Raw genomic sequence first — 19,149 nt, 5'->3', positions numbered from 1 at the left:
GTGGTGGGGCATGCCCCACCACCAGCAGCACCTAAATCTCCACCGAAAATTACACCACGAGCGCGGACGCTAACTTCTGTCGGCATTCGCTCTCAAATCGGACTTCGTGACATTTCGGTCTCATGGCCGAATGGGTTCATTCGAAGATACGACGCCAGTCAGGCCTGCGTTGAACGGACTTCCGATAGCGGGCCGGATAAGCGGGGACTTGACCGGAAGCTCATTTCTAGAAAATTACCTGATCTCATTCAAGTCACTTAAATGCGTCGCAGCTCGTAGATCGGCAATCGACGAATGCAGGGCACCACCTTGAACCAATCGCCTATTTATGAGATCAAAAAATTGCATTTGCGTCGAATTAAATGTGGAGGAACTGGGACAACAAGGCTATCATAAATGCCAAGGAGATTGAGTCTGCCGTGACGCTCGTCATCACAACCTGCACCAATCGCAAGCGGCAGAGCGTGACAGGCGAACTCCGCATTTGCACTCTGCCGTCGGCGCATTTGGCTGATCTGGCAGCCGAATGGGGTGATCGCCTGTCCTCGGCGGAAGTGCGGTTTCCTGCTCATGAAATTTATGGGGGGCGAGGCTTTCAAGAAGCTCGTTCGGTAGCGCGCGAACTCAACGCTCAACTACTTGTCGTTTCCGCAGGACTCGGTTTGATTGATGCATCTTCGGAGGTGCCGCCCTACGCATGTACGATCCTTACAAATGCCCCGGACAGCGTTGCATCGCGTGTCGATGGCGCTTTCTCATCTTCTCGATGGTGGGCCAGTTTGGTTAGCGCTTCGCCCTTCAGTGTTGATTTTTGGGAGTTGGTCAACCGACAGGACGGCATGATCCTTTGCGCGCTTTCTGATGCGTATCTAGAAATGATTGCGGATGATCTTTTGGCTCTGCCCGAAGTGACCCGTGCTCGTCTCCGACTGTTTACGCGTGCTCCGATCGAACGCATTGCAAATGCACTGCGCCAATTTGTCATGCCTTATGATGATCGCCTCAATGGCCCGGACAGCCCAATTTCCGGTACACTGAGCGACTTCGCAGGTCGCGCACTTCGTCATTTCGCCAGTGAGATTCTAGTTGGCGATCATCGTCGGTCGCTGACCGAGCACACAGCGCTGGTCACAGCAGCTTTGGCAGGTTGGCGACTACCGGAAAAAGCGGTTCGCATCCGCCTTGAGGATCGCGAGATTCTTGAACTCATGCGCGCTCACTGGCGGGGCTGTGGGGGGATTCCGCTGCGACGTCTAAGGAATGAATTCAACGTAGCTTGTGAGCAGGGGCGTTACGCCAGGCTCGCAAGCGCCATACGGAGCGAACAGGTATGACTTCGCGGGAGCAGCTTAAGGTTCGCGCCGTCCGTGCCGAGCAGGGGCAAGGCACAGCCATTTTTGCATTCTTTCTCTTCGGTGCAGATATCAATCGAATTGCTGACATCAGCCGTGTTCGACGCGAAGATCATGAACTAAAGGGCTTCCAGCGCCGCGAAGTTCGAGATCATGTCAAAGAGATCACAACCTTTTTGAACAGCGGTCCGGTCCTTTTCCCGAACGCTATCATTTTGGCCCTTTCTGCTGAGGTCGAGTTTGCTTCGGCGCGGGGCCGGTCACCGGGAAACATATGCGAAGTTGGCGACGCAGGCACGCTTTGCATCCCGATCTATCCGGAGGGTAATAGAGCGGCATGGATTGTAGATGGCCAACAGCGCTCGCTCGCGCTTGCAGCCGCCACAAACAAGGAGATCGCTGTTCCCATTATCGGCTTCATTTCGGATGAAGTCGCGACGCAGAGAGAACAATTCATCCTCGTTAACAAATCTAGAAAGCTACCGACCGGCCTTATCGATGAACTTCTCCCGGAGGTCAGTGTGCAACTTCCTCGCCATCTGGCTGCGCGCCAGTTGCCGAGTGAGCTTTGCAATGTCTTGAACACCGATCCCAATTCACCGTTTTTCAAACTCATCAAGCGGGAATCGGACGCGAGAAATTCGACCGGCATCATCAGCGATAATGCCTTGATTGAGTCCATGAAGGCGAGCTTGAAGACGACAGCGGGTGCCCTAGGTCAGTTCAAGCACAATGGTGACGGCAACGACACCGCGTCAATGTATGACGCGCTCGTCACGTATTGGTCGGCTGTGCGCGATACATTTCCAGATGCTTGGGGCAAAGCACCAAAGGACAGCCGCCTTATGCACTCGGTCGGCATCCGAGCCATGGGGGCTCTGATGGACACGATCATGCTGCGCGCTGACGGATCGACCAACAAAGCAGCCGTTGTGCGTGAGAGCCTCGTTCGGCTTGCACCACTGTGTCGCTGGACAGAAGGTCGCTGGGAAGGTCTCGACCTCGCATGGAACGAACTCCAATCGACGCCGCAGCACATCAATAAGCTTAGTGAGCACCTTATCCGCATCGAGCGTGAACAGGCGCGGGTGCCCGCATGAAGTTCATTTTCGCCGACAGCCTCGATTATGTCGATCCGGCCTTCGATTTTATCGGCGACCGTAGCCCTGCCGAGCGCCAGCCCTATTGGGACGACGCCTACCCGCACGAGATCCTCGGCTATGCGCCCTATGACGGCGTGCTGGTGTCGCGTGGCATCGTCGGCGACCATCGCGTGAAGGGCAAATACACCGCCAGCCAGGCGCGGCGCTTCCACCTAGTCGGCGTGCGCAAGTTCCTACGTCTCGACAAGCCCGAGTTCGCGCATCTCGAAATCTTCGGCGACTGCGGCGCGTTCACCTATGTCCAGGAAGAGCGCCCCCCTTATTCGGCGGCGGAAATGGCCGAGTTCTACGACGAATGCGGCTTCACCCATGGCTGCTCGGTCGATCACATCATCTTCGACTTCGACCCCGCGGGTCAGGGCATGGCCGGGGGCAGCGACGATGCCAAGGCACGCTTCGAAATAACGCTCGAAAATGCCGATGCTTTCCACCGCGAAACGCTGGCGATCGACGCTAGCTTTATGCCCTTGGGCGTCGTTCAGGGCTGGTCACCAGGCAGCATGGCCGAGGCGGCCCGCCGGCTGGTGACGATGGGCTATGACTATCTCGCGATCGGCGGCATGGTTCCCTTGAAGTCGCCCGAGATCAAGTTGGTGCTCGAGGCGATCCGCGACGCGGTGCCGGCGTCGACCCGGCTTCATATCCTAGGTTTCGCCAAAGCCGACGATATCGACAGCTTCCACGGCTATGACATCGCGAGCTTCGACACGACCTCGCCGCTGATCCGCGCGTTCAAGGACGCCAAGCAGAATTATTACCTGCCCGGCGACGGCCTGGGCTTGCGCTACTTCACCTCGATCCGGGTGCCGCAGGCGATCGAGAACCCCAAGCTCCAGCGCGGGGTCAAGAAGGGCATGTTCCGCGCCGAGGAACTGGTGCGCCTTGAGGCTCTGGCGTTGAACTCGCTCCGCGCGTTCGATCGCGGCGCCGCCGACCTTGAAGAAACCCTCCACAACGTTCTCGTCTACAGCGCGCCGCTGGTTGAGGAAAAACCGTACGAAGATTGCAAGGACAGCATCGCGCTGGCGCGTCTCGCCCAGCGCTACCGGGTCACCCTGACCGAACGTCCCTGGAAACAATGTCCTTGCAAGATCTGCCAGGACGCCGCGATTGACGTGATCATCTTTCGCGGCAGCAACCGCAACAAGCGCCGCGGGATCCACAATCTCGCGGTCTACCACGAACATATTGAACGACTGGATTTGAAGCGTGCCGTCAACCCCAATGACCTACCTCGCCATCTCTGCGCAGCAGAGCAGTGAACACCAAGTGCTCAGCTTCGCGACAACGGCGGCCGACGTGCTCCGCTTCGCCGCAATCGAGCGCATCGGCCGCGATGGGCAAGGCGAACTTAGCGGGTTCCAGCGCCCGCAGGTCGCCGCGCACATCCGCGAAATCCGCGACTATCTCGAACAGCCCAACTCGGTCCTCCCCAATCCGATCGTCGTCGCCTTCACCGATCGCGTCGAGGTCGAGGATCTCGGCAACGGCACCAGGCGGCTGTCGATCGACATGAGCAGCGGCGTTCCAGGCCTAGTCGTCGATGGCCAGCAGCGCCTGTCCGCGCTGGCCGAGGTCGACCGGGACTTCCAGATCTTCGTGTCCGCCTTGATCTGCCGCGACGAGGCCGAACTGCGACGGCAGTTCGTACTGATCAACAACACTAAACCACTGCCCAAATCGCTGATCTACGAACTGCTGCCGACTGTCGACAACCTGCCGCCGCGCCTCAGCCGACGTTCGGTCGCCTCCGACCTCACCGCCCGGCTCAATTTCGAAAACACTGCGCTTAAGGGCTATATTAAGCAGCACACGTGCCCCGATGGCATCATCGCAGACACGGTTATTCAGCGGATCATCATGGAATCGTTGAGCAACGGTGTAATGCGCGAGTTGATCCGCAGCCCCAAGGGCATCGAGCGCTGCGTCCGGATCGTCTCCAATTTCTTCGAGGCAGTGAAGAAGGTCTGGCCCGAAGCCTGGCATGGTCATAAGCCAGCGACTTCGCGTCTGCTTCACGGTGCCGGGATCCAGGCGATGGGCGATGTCATGGAAGTACTCGCACAGCGTTCTGAGGCGCGCAGCGTCGAGGAGTTCCGCGAGGGGCTCGAATGCCTCAAGGGCAAGACTGCCTGGACAAGCGGCGAATGGGAATTGTCAGGCGAAGTGCGGCGCTGGAACGGCCTTCAGAACGTCAATCGCGACGTCGCACTGCTCAAACACTACCTGATCGCCATCGTGAAAGCAGACCAGCGCAAGCGCCGCAAATCGGTGCCGTTACCCTTGCTCGAACCCGAAGCGGGGACAGCGTGAGTTACGCGGTCAAGGAAATCTTCAAGACCCTGCAGGGCGAGGGCGCGCAAATGGGCCGCGCTGCTGTGTTTTGCCGCTTTGCCGGTTGCAATCTCTGGTCTGGCCGCGAGGCTGATCGCGCGACCTCGGTCTGTACTTTCTGCGATACCGATTTCGTCGGAATGGACGGAACTGGTGGCGGGCGCTTCACCGACGCCGAGGCCCTAGCCGATGCGATTGCCGCCGAATGGGCGGGATCGTCAGCTAACCGATATGTCGTGATGACTGGCGGCGAGCCTCTGCTTCAGGTCGATGATGCTCTTGTCGCCGCGCTCCATGACCGCGACTTCGACATTGGGGTTGAGACCAACGGCACCCAGATTGCACCTGCCGGAATCGATTGGATCTGTGTGAGCCCGAAGGCTGATGCCGATCTCGTTCTCCAATGGGGCCATGAGTTGAAGCTCGTCTATCCGCAGGAAAGTGCTCCACCCGAAATGTTCGAACATCTCGCATTTGACCATTTCTTCCTGCAGCCAATGGATTCGCCGACCGCCGCAGCCAACCTCGAGGCGGCGATCACCTATTGCACCGACAACCCGCGCTGGCGCCTCTCGCTCCAGTCGCACAAAATGATCGGAATTCGCTGATGTTCGAGCTCAGCAAACAGTTTCGCTTCGACGCCGCCCACACCCTCGACCGGTTGATCGAAACCGAATCTAGCCGGCGCATACATGGCCATAGCTACCGTGCCGAGGTAACTGTGCGCGGTCGTCCCGATCCCGTAACGGGGATGGTTGTGGACCTGGGCCTGCTCGAGCGAAAAATGGCCGATGCCCGGGACGCGCTCGACCACCGCTTCCTGGACGAGATCAATGATCTTGGGCCAGCGACTATGGAAAATCTCAGCCGCTGGATCTGGCAGCGGCTCTCCCCCTCAATCGGTAATCTGTTTAAAGTCAGCGTCTACCGCGACAGCAGTGGTGAGGCCTGCTTCTACTATGGCCCCATGGAAGTCGATGCATGAGCAAAACCGGCGCACTTGTCCTCCTCTCCGGAGGACAGGATTCGGCAACGTGTCTCGCCTGGGCTCTCGATCGTTTCGACACGGTCGAGACATTGGCGTTCAATTACGGCCAACGCCATGCAGTCGAACTCGAATGCCGCGGTGAAATCCTAAAACGCATCTGCGAGATTAATCCAGGATGGGCCGGACATCTCGGCGCGGATCACAGCCTTGGGCTGGCGACGCTCGGGGAGGTCTCGGATACGGCGCTGACCCGCGATGTCGCGATTGAGATGAACGCGAACGGACTACCCAACACGTTCGTGCCCGGACGGAACATCCTGTTCCTCACTTTCGCTGCGACGCTCGCCTATCGGCGCGGGCTCGGACACATCGTCGGGGGCATGTGCGAGACCGATTTCTCCGGCTATCCTGATTGCCGCGACGACGCGATTAAGGCGCTCCAGGTCGCGCTCAATCTTGGCATGGCGCAGAATTTCGTGCTGCATACTCCGCTCATGTGGCTGGACAAGGCGGCGACCTGGGCGCTGGCCGATCAATTGGGCGGAGACGCATTGGTCGATCTCATCGTCGAGCACAGCCACACCTGCTACCGCGGCGAGCGCGACACACGTCGTGACTGGGGTTATGGCTGCGGAACCTGTCCTGCCTGCGAGCTTCGCGCCCGCGGGTTTCACGCCTATCGTCAGGAGGAACCCGCATGAACGAGGCCGCAGCGCCCGCCGCCAACGCGGCGGTAACGCCAACTTCGGATGCGGAGCAATCACGACAGGACAGCGTGAAGCTCAAGACAAACGCGGGGCTGTGGTGGCCACGCGCAGTGCTGCAATCACTCTTCAACGCGAGCATCGACTTCTATCCGCGCCTAAACACCAAACATCACCGTTTCCCGACGATTATCAAGGCCGCGCTTCGCGATCTCATCAGCTATCGTCGACTGCCCGCCGCTGTGCGCGACTGGGCGGCTAGCTGGCAATTACCAGGGCCCGACAAGCGCATCATTGCCAGTCTCAAGTCCGATGACATCCTTGCCGACATGGCCACGGCGATGAAGGATTGGACTGGACCGATCACGGCTGGCGATGTCGCCGAGATCGATGCCGCCAAAGCAGTACTCGAACAGATCGTTGCGCAAGACGAACCCAGCAAAGAGCAGCTTGCCAAGATTCAGGCCGACGCCAAGACTGCTCTACAGAAGTTGACCGCACCCGAACTGTCGCTCGACGATGCGATCGACTTGGCCAAAGCCTCGCTTACCGAAGTGAAGGCGCAGACCGAATATCAGGACCAGAAGGCGACCCGCCTGCTCACCGTCACGACCTTCCTCAGTGCCTTGTCGGGCGCTTTGTTCGCGAGCTTCAGCGCCAGCTATCCGCTCGCGCTTGCCGACCGCCTCGACACTGGCTGGCGGTTGGTGTTGATCGGGGCCTACCTCACCTTCGTATTGTTCGTGCTCGCCGCGGTCGCCGGCGCGTTGGTTACATTCCACGCGACGCGCACACGGTTCAAATATTCGAAGGAAGCGACCGCCAAGCGCCAGGCGGGGCCGACCCGCTCCTTTTTGTTCTTTCGCGAGATGATCGGCGTGTCGCCCGAGGGTTGGGCCAAGTCATTCGTTGAGGTCGGACAGGGCGGCCCCGTGATACGCCCTCAACTAAAAGAGGAATATTTCAAAAATTACGTGATGGAGTCCTATTTGGTCGCTGCCAAGACCGCCGACAAACTTCGCTATCTCGGCCCCGCTCAGAGTCTGCTCGCCTGGGCGTTGCGATGCTTGCTGCTCTTCGTGATTCTCATCACGCTCATTCAGGCCTTTGTTGCCAGGCAGCCCGCCGTTCCGATCCAAGTCAAACTGCTTTGGCCGGAAAAGCCAGTCGCGGCCGATGTTGACCTAATCCAGATGCCGGCCCGCACTGGCGGCTCAGACACTAAGCCAACAGGGCACCTGACCTCGCCCCATGTTCGGGTACACGTGCGGGGAAACAATTGATGGAAACCCGCCGCCAAGCTCCTGCCACCGTCTTTATCGACGCCGACAACACGCTGTGGGACACCGACGGCGTCTTCGCGGCTGCACAGTTGCATTTGCTCGCAGCCGTTGAATCAGCGACCAGTCGGCAATCGGCAATAGAGGACAGGCTCGCGTTCGTGCGTGCGGCGGACCAGGGAATCGCCGAGCATCATCATGCTGGACTTCGCTATCCGCCGCGACTGCTCATCGCCGCCCTCGCCGAAGCACTGCACGGCGAAGATGTCGCGCGCGCAGCGCGTCTTGCCTTCGTCGGGTCGGGGAAGGAGCGGATCGCCGAGGACGCGATAGGCGTGATCGAAGCTGCCTATTTCAGCGATCTTGGGCACGCTCCGGCTATACGGCCTGGGGTAGAGGCTGGCCTGCTTGCGCTCGAGGCGGCCGGCTGCACCGTCTTGATCATAACCGAGGCCGCGCGAGCGAAGGTCGAGCGCACTGCGGAGCGGCTTGGTCTCGGCAGGCACTTCACACGAATCGTCGAAGGTGTAAAACGACCGGATCTGTATCGCCGCATTCTCCGCCTAACCGGCACGCTCGAGGCATTCATGGTTGGCGATCAACTCGACCGAGACATCGCACCCGCAAAGGCTGCCGGGCTTGAAACGATTTATTTCCCGGGTGGCTTTCAGCCGCGCTGGTTGCCCGCGGTGGGAAAGGTTGGTCCCGATTATACCATAGCCAACTTCGCGGAAGTGCCAGATATCGTGCTTGCCGAGCGGAGGGCGATCACCGGCAGTTGATGTCGAATGTCGCACGCCTGCCCGCCAAATGAAATTCGAGCTGTATTCGCTCTAAACGAGCTGGCTTTCGGTTTGCGCGCGCCTTTCTCGAGCTCTGACGATGTCTTGCCTGCGAACTGCGCATAAAGGGCTGGCAAGAACATCGGACTCAAGCGAAACAATAGACGCTCTCGTTTTTTGGTTGGTTCTCAAGCCCCTGTCGGTAGGAACGCAATGAGGGTGCAGTTATCGAGAATCACTTGCGAGGGGTGCGGGTCTGTTCAAGGGAATGCTAGTCGGATTGCCTGGGCAGAAGGGCGTAGGGAAACTGCAGTCGGCGGTCGACGGTCGCTGCACTGTGTCGATTTTCCATTCGATCCAGCGTAGTGAAGAGATCGAGTGTGATGTAGACCACGTCGCGCGTGCCTACCTCAGTCCTCAGACTCGCGCCTATGTTCTCGACGACGAGCGCATGCGGGTCGGTCGGATCAGCGACTATCTCCAGCATGAAAATGGCCTCATCACTTATGAGGTTCGCTTCCCCAACGGGAAGCAGAAGGACTTCAGTGAAGTCGATCTGTTCGTGCGGCCGTGGAACGCGCCCGAGGACCCCGCTGAAATGCTCGCCGCAGGCGCCGCCGAGAGTCAGTATCTGCATGACCGCCGCCAAGCGGCGCTGTCCCCTCTGCGAACGCTCACCAGCGCAGCGCAAGGGCTAACCGCGCTGCTCTCGGCTGGGATCGACTTCGTGCCGCATCAGGTCGCGGCGGTGCGCCGCGTGCTGAGCGATCCGATCCAGCGCTATCTGCTCGCCGACGAGGTCGGGCTCGGCAAGACTATCGAAGCCGGGCTGATCATCCGTCAGCATCTAATCGACAATCCCGACACCGAAGTGCTGATTGCGACGCCGGGGGCGCTCTGTGAACAATGGCGGCGCGAACTCTCCGAGAAGCTCCGCCTCGACCAGTTCGGTGAGCCCTTCGAATGCTGCTCGCATGCCGACATTGCACGAGTCACGCGAACACCCGACGTTCTGGTGGTCGACGAGGCGCATCATCTGGTCGGACTTGAGGGCGGCCCGCTTGCGGCATCGGCGACGCGCTTGCGCGAACTCGCCCGCGACGTACCGGTACTGCTGCTGCTGTCCGCCACACCGCCGCTTGGCGAAGAAGCCCGGTTCCTGGCGCTGCTGAACCTGCTTGATCCGCTGACCCATCCGCTCGACGACCTGGACGGATTCCGATTGAAGCTCGAACAACGCCGCGCGATCGGCCGCTTGCTTCTCAGCCTCGACCCCGACGCATCCGGGATCGTACTGCGCCAGCGCGGTGCCGAACTTGTCCGCAGCTTTCCCGATGATCCGGTCGTCCAGGATCTGGCACCGCAATTGATCGAGGCAACCCGCGCGGCACCCGAACGACTCGTCGACCTGTGCGGTGCGCTCAAAGAGCATGTCGCCGACAGCTATCGTATCCACCAGCGCCTGATCCGCTCGCGTCGCGCCGATGCCCAGGGCTGGGAGTTCCGGCCACGCGGACCTGATGGCGGTGCCATGCCCCATGTCCGCACCGAAGGCGATCCGAGCGACGATCTGGTCGTGTTGCTAGGGACGATCGAGGACTGGCGGTCGGCCGCGGTTGACTCGCTGGTCGATGGCAATGCGGGTTCGCCGCTGCTCGCCGCGCGCTACCGCGACCTTCTCGGCGCGGTGTCAGAAGGCGCCGATGCACTCCGAGTCTGGCTCGCCAGCGTCGTGCCGATTTTTGCTGGCGAAGCAGAAATCCTCGACGCGCTGCGCGACGAGGCCGAAGAGTATGACGATGCCGACCGCATCGAAACTATGGTCGAAAGCGTACGGCGGCTGATCAAAACGCTGCGGACCGACGTCGCCCACCCCAAGATCGTCGTGTTCGCCACCGCGACAGCGCTGGCGGCGGCATTCCACGAAGCGCTGGAAGACGAACTCGACGACACGCCTTGCCTGCTGCTCATCGAGGGCGGCGAAGCAGTGGATGATGACGAAGAAGGCGTCGCGGCGTTCGCACAGGCACCCGACGCTGCAGTTCTCATCGTCGATCGCTCGGCCGAAGAAGGACTTAATCTCAGCTTTGCCGATGCGATCGTGCATCTCGATCTACCATTGAGCGCCGCCCGGATTGAACAGCGGATCGGGCGTCTCGACCGTTATGGCCGGCGCCACGGGATTATCCGTCACCGGATACTGCTGCCTTCCGACGAAGATGAATGTGCCTTTTCCGCGTGGCAGACCCTGCTCGCTGACGGCTTGTCGATCTTCCACCGCTCGATCAGCGATGTGCAATTCCTTCTCGAGGATTTCGAGACCCGCGCGCTCGATGCCTTGTTGATGACCGGGCCTGATGCCCTGGTCGGGCTGGCCGAAGAAATCCGGAGCCAGATCGCCGACGAACGAAAGTCGCAGGACGAGCAATATGCGCTCGACCGGATCGCATTGGCTGAGGAACCAGTCGAGACCTTCATCCAGGCCCTGGATGATGCCGAAGCGGACGAGGCCGCGCTTGAGACCGGCGTTGACCGATGGTTGATAGGCGCGCTGCAATTGAAGAAGCGGCCATTCGCCTGGCCCGAGGAAGATCCGTTCAAGCTCGGCATCACCAAACAGACGTTGATCCCTCGCATGCCGTGGCAACAACAACTCGAACTCGACGACAGCCAGCCACTTAGCTGGAAGCGCCGGATCGCGACACGTCGAGCCGCCGTGACCTTACTGCGGCCAGGCACGCCGCTCATCGATATGCTGGTGCGCTTCACGCGCTGGGACGATCGCGGGACAGCGTTCGTCACCTATCGTCCTGTCGCGGACTGGCGCGACGACGCCTGGATCGGGTTCAAGCTCTGTTTCACGATCGAGCCCAGCCTCGACATGGCCGATCTGCTCGCGCCGTCGCGCGCCGAACTTGCCGCGTCGCGCCGTGCGCAGCGCTATTTTGCGCAAAGTGAGCAAACCCTGTTTATTGACATCAATGGTGACCCGGTCACCAATCCAGCACTGCTTGCCGTCCTGTCCAAACCTTACAATGGGCATGTCAAAGGCCCGGGCGCGGACATTAATCTTGGTAGCCGGCCGCATATCCTCGCCGACTATATCGACCCAGCCGCATTCCCAGCGGTGTGTCGCAGCGTGCGGGACGGCGCGCGGCAAACCTTGTCCAAGCAACCCGCCGTTCTCGAGACGATTACTGCGGCCACAACCCTTGCGGCAAGCGACCTGCAGCGGCGGCGCAATCGCCTCCAGCGCCGCCAGTCAGCCGGCGACACGATGGCGCGTGAAGATATCGCGCTGATCGAATCGATCCTGCCCAGCATCGCATCGCCTGCGATCCGGCTCGACGCCATGGGGTGCTTCATCCTAGGCGGGGCACTCGCGAAGTCCGCTCATGGCTGACCTCGACGATCATAATGCCTTTGTCGCGCTGAGCCACCTGCTCAATCTCACTGGTAGCGCCGCCGACTGGCAAGGTCGGTCGCCAGCGATTGAGCGGTTGCGCAAGGCGCTGGTAGACCCTGCTTGTCAGGCGAGTAGCCTCGATCTTGCCGTCTTGCTCCGGCAGGCGCTGACCCATGAGCATGTGCGACGCGGCGCGATGGTTACTCCCGCAGTGCAGGTGTCACACCCGCGCTTCGAAGGGTTCGCCGATTGGGATGCGGTCGGGCTCCACTCCACTGCCGCCGGCAAGACGCGTCTTGTGATACTTCAACCCTGGACGCCGACATGGCTCTCCGACCCAGGCGACGGAGTCGAGACATTTGCCGCGTCAGAGGCGACACGCCGCGAGTTCAACAACGCTGGCTGCGAAGGCGATCCGTTGCTCGCTGCGGTCGGTCGCACTTCCTATCGTAGTCGCGGACAGCGCGCCGCCGTTCGTGCTGCGCTTTCGACCCCGGCCGGCGGAAGCCTCGTCGTCGCTCTCCCGACTGGCGAGGGCAAGAGCATGATTTTCCAGTTAGTCCAGACCGTAGGCTTCGTTGGGGCAGACCAGGCGGAAAACCGCGGCGTTACCCTAGTGATCGTTCCGACCGTAGCGCTCGGCGTCAATCACGAACAGGAAGCGGTCAAAGTCTGCGGGCTGTCGCCGCCGCTCGCGTTTCAGGGCGGCAACGATGTCCAGAACAACATCATCGCCGAGAGGATCACGGACGGCACTCAAGGTCTTTGCTTTGCGTCGCCAGAAGCTGCTTGCGGCCGACTGCGTGACCCCTTGCGGCGCGCAGCCGAGGCGGGACTGCTGCGAGCCATGGTGATCGATGAAGCCCATCTGGTCGACCAATGGGGTACAGGCTTCCGGACCGAGTTCCAGGAACTTAGCGGTCTGCGGCGCGAACTGCTGTCGGCGGCGCCTGCTGGCCAAGCGCTGCGCACCATCATGTTGTCGGCAACACTCACCGATTCCTCGCTCGAGACTTTGCGCTCGCTGTTCGGTGCCGAAAGCAATTTTGAAAGCCTGGCTGCGGTCCAGTTGCGGCCGGAACCGGACTATTGGATTGCACCGTTGACCAACGAGGCCAGCCGCATTGCCCAAGTCCTCGAGGCGCTTCACCATGTGCCCCGGCCGGCGGTGCTTTATGTCACCGAAGTTGCCGCTGCCAACGCCTGGTACACGCGGCTCGTCGAAGCGGGCTTCCGCCGGGTGCGCAAACTCCATGGTAAGACCGGGCGCGCTGAGCGTGAAGAGATTGTCGGTCAGTGGCGCGACGGGTCACTTGATATCGTCGTCGGAACCTCGGCGTTCGGGCTCGGCATCGATTATGGCCATGCCCGCAGCGTCATCCATGCCTGTGTCCCCGAGACGCTTGATCGATTTTATCAGGAGGTTGGACGCGGTGGGCGCGACGGCAAGGCGGCACTCTCGCTGATCGTGCCGACAGGCAAGGACGTGGCGATCGCGGAGCGCATCAACGCACAGCAGGTCATAAGTATCGATCGTGGTTTCCACCGCTGGAAGACCATGTTCGCCCGCAAGGCTAGCCTTGGAAACGGGCATTTCGCCGTGCGGATCGATGGTCGCCCGGGGACTGGCGAGCGCGACATCGACATGTTTGGTGATGCCAATACCGACTGGAACCTGCGGACCGTTGCCCTGATGGCGCGCGCCGGCATACTGCGGCTGCTTGGCACACCCTATCCGCGGATCGAACAGGAAGGGGACTGGCTCGAAATCGAGATTATCGACGATGACCATCTCGAACTGGCACTGTGGCAGTCGCGGGTTGAACCCGTGCGCCAGGTCGGCTGGCTTTCCGCCAAGCGCAATCTTGATCTCATGCGCGAGTATTTGCGTAATGATCGCTGCCCAAGCGCGATCCTCGAGGACCTGTACGGCGCGAACCGGGTTGGCCGGACGTGCAGCCGTTGCAGCCGTTGCCGCGTTGACGCGTCCTGCCGTCTTACAAGCGTGGCGGTCGGCGAACCGCGAGCGCCCTGGACCGAGCCGCTCGATCCTCTTGTCGCCAATCTTTTCGACCACGATCTCCGCCTACTGGTCAGCTATGATCCTGGCAGTTTGCCCCGCAACGCCTCTCGCCGCCTCGGCGACACGCTGCAACGCTTGGCACAAGCGCGACTCGCCAAGTTGATAACCCTTGGGGCCCAGCCATTCGATATGGGTCGGGTGCTCAAATTCGCGGAACGGTCGGCGTTCTTCGTCAGCGACCTGTCATCGCTCGCCTTGTCGCGTCTGCCCCTCGGACCCGAACTGGTAATGGTCGGCGAGCGGCAAACGTTGGAGCCACAGAACCTCGCGCCGCGGGCAGACAACCCCCGCATCTTCGTGGCGTCGATCGAACAGCCGGCACCCGATGGACGACGATTGAAAGATGTATTCGGCGGTCGGACGCTGACGCTCGACGAATTTAATGCAAGAGTAGCGCAATGAGTATTGTTACAACATTCGAAGCTGTGCCGAGTCGGCTATTTGCGATCTATGCGGCCTTGTTCGACAGCGATAGTGGCGAAGTGAAGGACCGAATTGAAGCCTGGGCGACTCCGCCTTCGCTTCGAAGCCGCGGCGGCGAAGAAGGTGAATCGACCACCACCTTGTTCAGTAACACGCTCGCCGAAGCGCGCCGCCTCGGCTTGGTAGAGGAGGTCGAGGGTAAGCTGCGACTAACGAACGATGCGCGCGGCGGTGGCAGGAAGGGCAGCGACAGTGAACCCCATTTCATAAGCTTTATGCGCCGAACCTTGTTCAACCCCGACCGTGCGGCGGACACGAAGCAGGCGGGCTATATGGTCGCGCTATCATGGTTTCTGAGTTCGAGCCCATTGCGACCGATGAATTTCTCGAAGGAGCCGATCAACGAATTGCGGGCGCTGCTCGGCGAAAACGCCTCCAAGTTCGAGATTTCCGACTACGCCAGTTGGCAGAGCTTCCTCTATTGGGGCCGCTATCTTGGATTCGCCACCATCGTCGGCGGCGGCAACAATCCCGACGACGTCACTTCGCGCCGCGTCATACCCGACCCGGTGAAGGCGATCGAAAGCGCGCTTCCTGCCATTTACTCCGATGTCGACGACCTGCCCGTCGAACAGTTCCTGACGCGCCTCTCGGCGATCTACCCAGTCTTCGAGACCGGCAGTGTTCGCCAGGATTTCGAGGCAATGCGTCTCAACCCCGACCCGGACGATGACAAGCGCCTTTCCATCACCACCAGCATGGCGCTCCAGCGTCTTGCCGACCGCCAGCGTCTGAGCATGTCGGGCGTTGCTGACGCCGCGTCGCGCATCCTCGACTTCGGCAGCCGCCAGGAGCGCGTGAGCCGTATCGCTCTGAAGGCCGCCGCATGATGCGTAACTTTCTCTGCTGGGATCCGGGCGCAGTCCGCCAGGTAATCAATCCGTTCGCCGAGCATATCGGCGACAGCTTGTTCAGGGCAGTCCACAGCGACTGGGATCTGAAGGTCAGCCCTCAAGTCGGCAAATCGTTCCAAGACATTGGCGAGGCATCTTGGGCCGACATGACGCCTGCTGCTTTTCTCGACGATTTCCTCCGTCAGGACCGGCCGCATGCGCTGGCCGCAGTCCTCGGCGAGACCGGGTCAGGCAAGTCGCACCTCGTCCACTGGATGCGGCTCAACATCAAGCCGACCAAAGAGCGGGTCGTGCTGGTCGTGCGCAAATCTGGGACGTCTTTGCGCGCCATCGTCAGGATGATTATCGACGAACTGCCCCCGGAACAGCAGGGGAGTTTTCTGGAGACGCTGCAAGCGGCCGGCGATGGCACCCAGAGTCGAGCCGACCAAAAGCAGCAGTTGCTGAACGACCTGGCACAGGCCATCCGCGAGGAAGTCTTGCCGCCCGAGGCCGACGAGATCGAACAGGAACTTTTGGTCTGCCTGCCCAATTTGTTCCAGGATCCGCACATGCGTCAGGCGCATTTCCTGGGCGACAACACGGTCATCGCCGAGATCGTCGACCACATCTTCGCACCTTCCAACGCCAAGGACCGGCCGGATCAGCGCCGCGTCTTTGCTGACGGCGATTTGCCGCTTGGCGGGATGGACTTCGCGCATGCGTCGCGCCTCGCGCGTGATGCGATCGACATCATCGAACTCGACCGGACCGTTAATCTTCCGCTCGCGATCAAAATCATTAACCGCAATCTCGATCGGGCGGTGGCGCGCACCTTGAGCTTCTCGGGAGATCGCGTCGAAGAACTGATGACGCGACTGCGCAGCTACCTCAAGACGCAGGGCCAGGAACTCGTGCTGCTCGTCGAGGAGTTCGCGCGCCTCCAGGGCATCGACCGGGCGTTACTGCAAGCCATCACCTCGCAGGGTGATGATCGCCAGTGCAAGATGCGCACGGCGATCGCGGTCACGACGGGCTTTTTCCAGAGCGTCGCCGAAACCGCTTATATGCGCACAACTCATATCGTCGACATGGACCGCTCGGCCGGTCGCGCCGAAGGACGATCGGTTACGCAGGCGTCGCTCAGCCAGTTCACCGCGCGTTATCTCAACGCCGTACGTCTCGGGCGCGACGGCATCGAGCAATGGAGCGACGCCGCCGTGCCCGGCGAGAGCCCACGCTCGAAATGCAATGCTTGCGTCCACCAGAGCGAATGCCATGCGGTCTTTGGAGAGGTCGATGGCTATGGGCTCTACCCATTCACATCGCAGGCGCTGTGGAATGCCGCGTCGCGCGCCGATGCGTCGATGCCGGACCGGCTCAACCCGCGCGTGTTGCAGAACGATCTGCTCGTCGAGGTGCTCGATAATTTCGGGCCGGAGATCGCAACCGGCAAGTTCCCGCCCTTCAAACTGCTCGAGAAGCTTGGCGGGATCACCGCGCTGCCGGTCGTCGCGCAAGACGAGCTCGCCAATCGCAATCCGCAGAATTTTCAGCGCTGGGCGGCGTTCCTCGAACTCTATGATGGCACCGGCAAGATCGCCAATCTCGACGAACGACTCCGGGCGGCTTTAGAGGTTCCCGAAATTCCTGGCGCTAGCGCCGCCAAGGTCGCCGAGCCGGTAACGGACGCCGTGACCGCCGAGGCCCGGGTGCAGGCTCCAGTGAGCAAGGAAGACCGGCTCATTGCGCAATGGATCGGGGGCGACGGCCTCGACCAGACGGTGGCGACCAATCTTCGCCTGCTGGTATTTTCTGCAGTGTCGAATGCGATCGACTGGGACATGGTCGGTCTCGCAAAGGCGAGCTTTACAGGAAAGACCGGCAAGCCTTTCCAGACCGCCAGCATCAGCTTCGACCGCCAGACCACGCAGGTGCGTTCGGACCTTCCGGTCAAACTCGTCATTCCGGGCGAGCTAGTTCGACCGGCGACGGCGGCCGCCGCGCTGCAGGGCGTGTTACGCGCGAGCAAGGACCAGTTTCGCTGGGAATTTCCGGATGGCGAGAAGATGCTTGCCGCATTCCTCGACTGCGTAGAAATCTGGGCGCGAAGCGTCGAGGTGCAGTTGCGTGCGATCTGCCAGCCAACGCCGCAGTGGAACCAGGCAGCCGCGGCAACTGAACTCCTTTGCGTCGGCGCGGCGATCGGCGGCCGGATCAAGGCCGACGCCTCGATCGCGGATATGATCGACGCGGCGTTCAGCGGCAATTGGGCGCCGGAATGCGCCAGCACCGCGCCCGAGATGAAATCACTTTACGCGACAGTCAGTAAGAACCGCGAGAAACTTGCCGACATTGCCCGATCGCAGATGTCGAGTATGAAAGGCGGACGCGCCGGCGCGATGCTTAATCCCGGCCGCATCCTTGGACCGATCAGGGATTTTCGTCAGGCCAAATGGCAATTACGCTTGCAGCCACTGGAGAGTGACACGCAGGAGCCCGCCAAAACCTATCGCGATATCCGGGACGCGATCCCGGCCGCGGCGAAGGCGGAACTGTCCGTGCGCCAAGCCTGGCTCGAGGCGATGGAACACGCCTTTGGCGCGACCGCCAATCGTCCCGCCATTGTCAATGCACTCGATGCAGCGCGCCAGGCCGTCGCCGATGCCGGCATCGGCACCAGTAACACCGCCAAGCAATTGGGCGAGGAACTCGAGCGTTTCAGGTCTGTGCAGTATGACGATTCGGTGTTGGCTGCACGCGCCCTCGCCAAGGAACCCGACGCCGTCGCTGCGCTTCCGCAGTTCGGGCGTGGTCGCCGCAGCGCAGTCGAGGCGGGGACGGCTCTGGCCGCCGCAGCGCAAGTCTTTCTCGACACAGTCGATGAAAATATTGGCGCAAACAGTCAAAGTCTCGATGACAAACACGGTGCGTTGGCGGCCAGTCTCGATCAGATCGAAACATCACTGGCCGCGATCGAGGCTGATTTGATCGCCATGGCGAAGACCGACGGGGAGCAAGCCGATGCTACTTGATCGCGCCGCCACGCTCGCAACCAAGATCAACACTTATCAGAAGCTCAAGAATACCGCCGACGAAGCGAGCCAGTTCGACACGCGCGCGAAGCAGTTCGAAACGGCATCGTTGCTGATGACCAGACTTCGCGCAACGCTGAGTGCTCTTGCCGAAGCCGGTGTTGCGGTCGATTTCGAACCGAACGATGGCCTGGGCTATGCCGACAAGGCGCGGGCGCTGCGCGAGGCAATCAAAGCCGATCCGGCCAAGGTCAACGATCCGCCTTTCGACATCAAGCACGCCTTCACCGACCGCCTGAACGGGATCGCCATCGCGGGTCATAAGGCCGCGAGCGCGGCGTGGAAGGCCTATGTCGACAAACGCGCTGCCTTTGGTGCGGATGATGTACTGAGCGCGCTCGGCCAGGTGCCGCAGTTTCGGGTAAGCGTTGCCAGAATTCGCCAGATCCGGAGCGAGGTGGCAGCATATGGTGCAAGCCTGCCTGCGGATCCCAAAGCGGCGATCGCCAGCCTCGATAGCCTTGTCAGCCAGCACGAGACGGCCTGGAAATCGCTTGCCGCCACCGACATCCCGCCGAGCGTCGTCGCGTTCATTCGCGCGGCGGCCAGTAGCGACGCGCGGCTCAATTCCTATACGCCCGAAGTGCAGACATGGCTCGAAAGCCATAAGTTGCTCGACGCGTTCCGCATCAAGCTCCGATAGGCA

14 protein-coding genes are annotated in these 19,149 nt (G+C 61.0%); all 14 read left to right on the top strand.

The genetic code is table 11. The features are described 5' to 3' along the window. Positions 1-419: 419 nt before the first annotated feature. The 14 genes from K5Q19_RS14225 to K5Q19_RS14160 all read left to right on the top strand — a co-directional run bounded on the left by K5Q19_RS14225 (position 420) and on the right by K5Q19_RS14160 (position 19,146). Positions 420-1,334: a hypothetical protein gene (locus K5Q19_RS14225; protein ID WP_137776133.1), complete on the top strand. Its 915-nt coding sequence runs from the start codon at positions 420-422 to the stop codon at positions 1,332-1,334. Next, a complete protein-coding gene (gene dbpB / locus K5Q19_RS14220) occupies positions 1,331-2,452 on the top strand; it encodes a DGQHR domain-containing protein DpdB (RefSeq protein WP_137776134.1) in 1,122 nt (373 codons plus the stop codon). Before K5Q19_RS14225 ends, dbpB (K5Q19_RS14220) begins: the two co-directional genes overlap by 4 nt. Beyond that, the gene (dpdA, locus tag K5Q19_RS14215) at positions 2,449-3,777 is read left to right on the top strand and encodes a tRNA-guanine transglycosylase DpdA (RefSeq protein ID WP_137776135.1); all 1,329 of its coding nucleotides are present in this window, start codon (positions 2,449-2,451) and stop codon (positions 3,775-3,777) included. Before dbpB (K5Q19_RS14220) ends, dpdA begins: the two co-directional genes overlap by 4 nt. Then, a complete protein-coding gene (gene dbpB, locus K5Q19_RS14210) occupies positions 3,740-4,828 on the top strand; it encodes a DGQHR domain-containing protein DpdB (RefSeq protein ID WP_137776136.1) in 1,089 nt (362 codons plus the stop codon). The genes dpdA and dbpB (K5Q19_RS14210) overlap by 38 nt, the downstream gene beginning before the upstream one ends. Then, entirely contained in the window at positions 4,825-5,457 is a 633-nt protein-coding gene (gene queE, locus K5Q19_RS14205; RefSeq protein WP_137776137.1) for a 7-carboxy-7-deazaguanine synthase, read from the top strand. Before dbpB (K5Q19_RS14210) ends, queE begins: the two co-directional genes overlap by 4 nt. After that, positions 5,457-5,834, top strand: coding sequence for a 6-carboxytetrahydropterin synthase (locus K5Q19_RS14200; RefSeq protein ID WP_137776138.1), 378 nt, complete (start codon positions 5,457-5,459; stop codon positions 5,832-5,834). Before queE ends, K5Q19_RS14200 begins: the two co-directional genes overlap by 1 nt. Continuing rightward, positions 5,831-6,538 (top strand): 7-cyano-7-deazaguanine synthase QueC, encoded by a 708-nt coding sequence (queC, locus tag K5Q19_RS14195; RefSeq protein ID WP_137776139.1) that lies wholly within the window; start codon positions 5,831-5,833, stop codon positions 6,536-6,538. Before K5Q19_RS14200 ends, queC begins: the two co-directional genes overlap by 4 nt. Continuing rightward, positions 6,535-7,824, top strand: coding sequence for a hypothetical protein (locus K5Q19_RS14190; RefSeq protein WP_137776140.1), 1,290 nt, complete (start codon positions 6,535-6,537; stop codon positions 7,822-7,824). The genes queC and K5Q19_RS14190 overlap by 4 nt, the downstream gene beginning before the upstream one ends. After that, entirely contained in the window at positions 7,824-8,603 is a 780-nt protein-coding gene (locus K5Q19_RS14185) for an HAD family hydrolase (protein WP_137776141.1), read from the top strand. The genes K5Q19_RS14190 and K5Q19_RS14185 overlap by 1 nt, the downstream gene beginning before the upstream one ends. A gap of 268 nt (positions 8,604-8,871) precedes the next feature. After that, the gene (gene dpdE / locus K5Q19_RS14180; RefSeq protein ID WP_137776142.1) at positions 8,872-12,006 is read left to right on the top strand and encodes a protein DpdE; all 3,135 of its coding nucleotides are present in this window, start codon (positions 8,872-8,874) and stop codon (positions 12,004-12,006) included. Then, the gene (gene dpdF / locus K5Q19_RS14175) at positions 11,999-14,494 is read left to right on the top strand and encodes a protein DpdF (protein ID WP_137776143.1); all 2,496 of its coding nucleotides are present in this window, start codon (positions 11,999-12,001) and stop codon (positions 14,492-14,494) included. Before dpdE ends, dpdF begins: the two co-directional genes overlap by 8 nt. Next, on the top strand, positions 14,491-15,405 hold the full coding sequence (dpdG, locus tag K5Q19_RS14170) for a protein DpdG (protein ID WP_137776144.1): 915 nt from the start codon (positions 14,491-14,493) through the stop codon (positions 15,403-15,405). Before dpdF ends, dpdG begins: the two co-directional genes overlap by 4 nt. After that, the gene (dpdH, locus tag K5Q19_RS14165) at positions 15,402-18,443 is read left to right on the top strand and encodes a protein DpdH (protein ID WP_292946281.1); all 3,042 of its coding nucleotides are present in this window, start codon (positions 15,402-15,404) and stop codon (positions 18,441-18,443) included. The genes dpdG and dpdH overlap by 4 nt, the downstream gene beginning before the upstream one ends. Then, complete coding sequence (locus K5Q19_RS14160; RefSeq protein WP_137776146.1) at positions 18,433-19,146, top strand: hypothetical protein; 714 nt, start codon at positions 18,433-18,435, stop codon at positions 19,144-19,146. The genes dpdH and K5Q19_RS14160 overlap by 11 nt, the downstream gene beginning before the upstream one ends. Positions 19,147-19,149 lie beyond the last annotated feature (3 nt).

Source organism: Novosphingobium sp. (assembly GCF_019748365.1).
Classification (GTDB): Bacteria; Pseudomonadota; Alphaproteobacteria; order Sphingomonadales; family Sphingomonadaceae; genus Novosphingobium.
Note: the sequence above shows the minus strand (reverse complement) of the source record. Positions and strands in the feature narration are given on the sequence as shown.